7 protein-coding genes are annotated in these 5,677 nt (G+C 66.7%); all 7 read left to right on the forward strand.

What is annotated here, in order from left to right:
* Positions 1-1,084: glutamine--tRNA ligase (gene glnS / locus HY726_17040; GenBank protein MBI4610702.1), on the forward strand; the 1,084-nt coding region annotated here is incomplete at its 5' end.
* A 26-nt stretch (positions 1,085-1,110) separates the two neighbouring features.
* Complete coding sequence (locus HY726_17045; protein MBI4610703.1) at positions 1,111-1,371, forward strand: DUF4160 domain-containing protein; 261 nt, start codon at positions 1,111-1,113, stop codon at positions 1,369-1,371.
* Positions 1,372-1,375: 4 nt separating this feature from the next.
* Positions 1,376-1,633, forward strand: a complete 258-nt coding sequence (locus HY726_17050) for a DUF2442 domain-containing protein (GenBank protein MBI4610704.1) — start codon at positions 1,376-1,378, stop codon at positions 1,631-1,633.
* A gap of 125 nt (positions 1,634-1,758) precedes the next feature.
* Positions 1,759-3,354, forward strand: coding sequence for an ATP-binding protein (locus HY726_17055; protein MBI4610705.1), 1,596 nt, complete (start codon positions 1,759-1,761; stop codon positions 3,352-3,354).
* A gap of 20 nt (positions 3,355-3,374) precedes the next feature.
* The gene (locus HY726_17060; protein MBI4610706.1) at positions 3,375-3,662 is read left to right on the forward strand and encodes a HigA family addiction module antidote protein; all 288 of its coding nucleotides are present in this window, start codon (positions 3,375-3,377) and stop codon (positions 3,660-3,662) included.
* 575 nt (positions 3,663-4,237) lie between these two features.
* Positions 4,238-4,612: a hypothetical protein gene (locus HY726_17065; GenBank protein MBI4610707.1), complete on the forward strand. Its 375-nt coding sequence runs from the start codon at positions 4,238-4,240 to the stop codon at positions 4,610-4,612.
* 82 nt (positions 4,613-4,694) lie between these two features.
* On the forward strand, positions 4,695-5,677 hold a 983-nt coding region (locus HY726_17070), incomplete at its 3' end, for an aminopeptidase P family protein (GenBank protein ID MBI4610708.1).

Here is a 5,677-nt window from a genome sequence, read left to right on the forward strand (position 1 = left end):
CCAGCGGACCGGCGACGCCTGGTGCATCTACCCGATGTACGACTGGGCCCACGGCCAGTGCGACTCGATCGAGCAGATCACGCACTCGATCTGCACCCTCGAGTACGAGGACCACCGCCCGCTCTACGACTGGTTCCTCGACCAGCTCGGCATCTACCACCCGCAGCAGATCGAGTTCGCTCGCCTCAACCTCTCTCACACGGTCATGTCGAAGCGGAAGCTCCTCGAGCTCGTCGAGGAGGGCCACGTCACCGGCTGGGACGACCCGCGCATGCCGACGATCGCCGGGTTACGCCGGCGCGGCTACACGCCCGAGGCAATCCGAGACTTCTGCGAGCGGATCGGCGTCGCCAAGGCCGACAACCTCGTGGACATCGCCCTGTTGGAGCATTGTCTCCGCGAGGATCTCAACAGGCGCGCTGAGCGGCGGATGGCCGTGCTCCGCCCGCTCAGGCTCGTCATCGAGAACTACCCCGAGGGGCAGGTCGAGGAGATGGAGGCGGTGAACAACCCCGAGGACTCCGCGGCGGGGAGCCGGCGCGTGCCGTTCTCGCGGGTCCTCTGGATCGAGAAGGACGACTTCCGCGAGAGCCCGCCCCCGAAGTACTTCCGCCTCGCCCCTGGGGCCGAGGTGCGCCTCCGCTACGCCTACATCGTCAAGTGCACCGGCCTGGTCAAGGACGAGCGCACCGGCGAAGTCGTCGAGGTGCGCTGCACCTACGATCCTGCGACCCTCGGCGGCGACGCGCGCGGGCGCAAGGTCAAGGGGACCATCCACTGGGTGTCGGCTGCCCACGCCGTCGACGCCGAGGTGCGGCTCTACGAGAATTTGTTTTTGAGGCCCAAGCCCGACGAGGAGGAGGACTGGAAGGCGGCGCTGAACCCGCGATCGCTCGAGGTCCTGGCCGGCTGCAAGCTGGAGCCATCGCTCGCCGGCGCCTCGCCGGGCAGCCGCTACCAGCTCGAGCGCCAGGGCTACTTCTGCGTTGACACCAAGGACTCCACGCCCGCGCGCCTGGTCTTCAACCGCACGGTCGGCCTCCGCGACACCTGGGCCAGGATCGAGAAGGCCGAAGCTGGATAGCAACGCCCCGATACCCCGGAGGGTGATTGCCTGAGGTCAGCCGGTTCTTTGGCATCATCATCGCGATGTTCTACAATGACCACGAGCCCCCGCACTTTCACGCTAGATACGGCGACCAGAGAGCGATAATTGACATCGAGTTGTTAACAGTGCTCCGTGGCAGGCTCTCGCCCAGGGTTCTTGGTCTCGTGACCGAATGGGCAGCAATGCACCAGCACGAGCTACGTGAGAACTGGCGTCTTGCCCGTCAGCAGGCTCCGCTCAAGCCGATTCGCCCGTTGGAGTGACGCGATGATGGTCGACATTGTCGAAGCTCGGCACCTTGGGGAGCACCGGATTTGGGTACGCTTTGAAGACGGCGTTCAAGGCGAGATTAATTTGGCGGAGCTACTTCGGTTCGAAGGGGTCTTCGCGCCACTCTCGGATCCCACCCGCGTTGCTGAGGTGTCTGTTCACCCAGAGTTGGGAAGCCTCCATTGGCCTAACGGTGCCGATCTCGACCCTGACGTACTTTACGCAAAGGTCTCCGGCAAACCGATTCAGGTTTGATAGAAACTGGAAGAGCCGACGTCGCGAGGCCGCGACGGCAAGTCTGCTCAAGACCGAGGAAGAGACCTCCGGCGCTGGCATTCACGTGGACGTGCGCGGGTATGTGGGTGCGTAGGAGCTGAGCCCTGGGCGAGACACGGGTCGATCTCCTCCACCTGCTCGAAGATCTGCGCGATGCCTACCCGGGGTCTACGGAGGAGACGATCCTCGCCGAGATTGTCGCCAATTCCCTCGACTCCGGCGCCACGACCATCGCGATCGTCACGGATCCATCTCGGCCGTCGCTGACAATCCTGGACGACGGCGCCGGCATGCGCCGGCGTGAGCTGGCCCGTTACCACGACGTCGCGGCCAGCGCCAAGGTCCGGGGCGCCGGGATCGGCTTTGCCGGTGTCGGCATCAAGGTGGCGCTGCTCGTCTGCGATGAGGTAGTGACCGAAACGCGGCACGGCCGGCATCACGTGGCCACGACCTGGCGACTCGCCTCCCGCCACAAGGCGCCCTGGCGGTGGCTCCCGCCGCCGGGACTCCTGGCCGGGCGCGGCACGGCGGCACGACTCAGGCCCACCAACGCGCTCTCCCCGCTCCTTGACCCTGGCTTCATCGAGGGCGTCCTGCGCCGGAACTTCCAGCCCCTCCTCGATCCCGCCCTGGAGGAGATCCTGAGCGTCCACTACCCGCGCGGGGTGAGCTTCGTGCTCAACGGGGGTACCCTGGAGCGGCGAAGCTGGCACGCCCCGGAGAGCGCGTCCATCACGATACGCGTGGCGCGGAAGCGGAAGCCCGCGGGCGCGGGCTACCTGATCCGCGATGCGGGGCCGCTCCCCGAGGAACTGCGAGGTGTCGCGGTCAGCACGTTCGGGAAGGTCATCAAGCGCGGCTGGGACTGGTTGGCCATCACCCCATCCGCGGCGGAGCGGATCGGCGGCCTGATCGAGGTGCCGGGGCTGGCCGAGTGCCTCACCCTGAACAAGGCCGACTTCATCCGCGCCGGTGCGAGGGGTGCGATCTACCTGGCCTATCGCCGGGCCACCCAGGAGGCCGTGTCGCGGCAGCTCACCCTCTGGGGGGACGCCGGTGACGCCGCCGCGCGGGCGCGGCGCCGCGCTGCCCGACCCGTCGAGCGCGACCTCGTAGCCGTGCTCGGCGAGCTCGCCGACGTGTTCCCGCTTCTGGCCACGCTCGTCGAGCAGCGGGTCGGCGGCCAGCGCCGACTGCCGGTGAGCAGCGCCGGTCCCGGCCTCAGCGCGTCCGCCGCTCCACCGCCCGCGGCGCACGAAACACCCGGCACAGATCGCGAGCGCGAGGAGGCTGGTGTCGAAAGGCCGCCGGAGGCGCCTGCCGGGGAGCCCGTCGAGGGTGTCGAGACCCCTCGCGCGAGCGTGCCCGAGCCCACGCCGCCGGCTGCGGCGGGTCATCTGGCCGCCGATCGTGGCGCCCGTCGGCCCGCGCGGTACGGCTTGAGCATCCAGTTCGAAAGCCGCCGCGATGACCCGGAGCTCGCGCGTCTCGTCGAGTCCACGGTGTGGGTGAACGACGCGCATCCCGCCTACCGGCGCGCGGTCGCCTCGCGCTCCGAGGGCTACCACGTCGCGCTCGCCGTGGCGATGGCGCTCGCCCCTTTAGCCGTGGACCCAGCCAAGGAGCATGCCTTCATCACCGCATTCCTGGCACGCTGGGGCGCGGCGCTGGAGCGCCGCCAAGCGAGCCGGCGCCGGTAGCCAGGCACTTGGAATATACCTTGAAGCGAAAGCCGACAGCTCCAGGGGAAATTCTCAGAGAGGAATTTTTGATCCCGTTGAAGCTTACCCAGAAACGACTGGCGGATCATATCGGATGCGATTTTAAGGTGATCAATCGTATCGTAAACCAGAGGGCCCAGGTGACCCCAAGGCTTGCTATTAAACTTGCCGCGGCCTTCAGCACGACTCCAGATTTTTGGCTCAATGCACAAAAGATGGTTGACATTTACAATGCTTCCCGCCAGCTCAAACGCCTCCCTAAACCGCTCCTGAAGAAGGCCGGCTAAGTGGCACGGTCGAGCGACTGCGGTGAGCCGCCTGAGCCGGGCTACGACGCGGCCATGTAGCCCGGTGAGTTCCACTCTTGAAATGGGTCTTTGACCTGTGATTCCAGTGGTAGTGGATCGTGTGTATGAAGCGCATAAATCTTGTGCTTGATGGACGACTCCTTGAGGAGGTCGTCCGGGTGAGCGGCGAGCGCACGTACTCGAAGGCGGTCGAGCGCGCTCGATGACTTCGTGCGCCGGGCTCGGGCGCGGAAGATTCTGGATCTCGCTGTCTCGGGGCTCTGGCGGGGAGGTCTGACGGAAATGCGCGCTGACCGCCCATTGCGAAGGCGTCGCCGGACTCCACGTGGTTCTGGTTGACACCGCGGTGTGGATCGAGGTGTTTTGGAGACCTTCGCGTATTCGTCCGGACTTTTGCGGAATCATTTTGGTTCCAAATTGGTACCGAGCGCATCCTGGGGCTGTCGGGGCGGGATTGTCAAGTGTATCGAGTGTCTGACGGCAAACCGGCAGCTCGCCATCCGAGTCGCCTCCTCCGTTCGGAGGCTCCCCGAGGCCGTCGGGTGGCGCCCGTGATGGTTGTCGCCGTTCTGCTCATCGCGACGACGGCGTGGGCGGGCAAGGCGGACGTGGTCAAGGTCGAGGTCACCCGGGATGGCCCGGAGCAGTGGACCTTCGCGGTGACCGTGCGCCACGACGACAGGGACCCGGACCACTGGGCTGACTGGTGGCGGGTGCGGACGCCGGAGGGCAGGGAGCTGGGGCGGCGGGTGCTGCTGCATTCGCACGTGGGCGAGCAGCCGTTCACGCGTGACGAGAGGATCAGGATCCCACGCGATGTCCACATCGTGGTCGTCGAGGCCCATGATCAAGTCCACGGCCTGGGCGGCGCCGTGGTCACCGTGGATCTGAGGAAGCCCTCGGGCCCCGGCTACAGGGTCAAGCGTTGACTCAGAGGGGGATCGAGCGGATTGAAGACGAGGCTTGGGCCGATGTAAAGTAGCGCGGCAGGCGCTTTTTAAGGAGGGAGCCATGGCCCGCAAGCAATCGTCGCCAACCCCTAAGCCCGTCACCCCCGAGAGCCCCAACCCCAGGCACCGGTGGGACCGGCCGCTCCAGGCCCCCGGCCACATGCAGGTGGACTTCGAGGAGCGGGTGGACTTCCGGCGCCTCAACGCCTACCGGCTGGGGCGGGTGCGCCAGGCGCTGGCCAGGTCGGGCCTGGGCGCGCTGCTTCTCTTCGACCAGCACAACATCCGCTATGTCACGAGCACGGTCATCGGCGAGTGGGCGCGGGACAAGCTGACGCGCTGGTCCTTGCTGACCGGCACCGGCGAGCCCTGGGTGTGGGACTTCGGCTCGGCGGCGCGGCACCACCGGCTTTACGCCCCCTGGATCCCCGAGAAGCAGTCGCTGGCGGGCATGGTGGGCATGCGCGGCGCCGTTTCGCCGAAGGCGGGCCTCTTCAAGCGAGCCGCCCAGGAGATCCAGGGCATCTTGAAGGCCGAGGGCGTGGCCGGGATGCCGCTCGGCATCGACGTCATCGAGCCGCCGTTCCTCTTCGCGCTGCAAGAGGCCGGGGTACGGGTGAGCGATGGCCAGCAGGTCCTGCTCGAGGCGCGCATGATCAAGAGCCAGGATGAGCTGACGCTGCTCAACATGGCGGCCTCGATGGTGGACGGCGTCTACCAGGACATCTACGAGGCGCTCAAGCCCGGCGTGCGCGAGAACGAGATCGTGGCGCTCGCCAACAAGCGCCTGTACGAGATGGGGGCCGACTGCGTGGAGGCGATCAACTCCATCTCGGGTGAGCGCTGCAGCCCCCACCCCCACAACTTCACCGACCGCCTGATCCGCCCGGGCGACCAGGCGTTCTTCGACATCATCATGTCGTTCATCGGCTACCGGACCTGCTACTACCGCACCTTCAACGTGGGCCGGGCCACGAAGGCGCAGATCGCCGCCTACAAGAAGGCGCGGGAGTGGATGGATGAGGCGATCGCGCTCATCAAGCC

The organism is Candidatus Rokuibacteriota bacterium (genome assembly GCA_016209385.1).
Classification (GTDB): Bacteria; Methylomirabilota; Methylomirabilia; order Rokubacteriales; family CSP1-6; genus JACQWB01.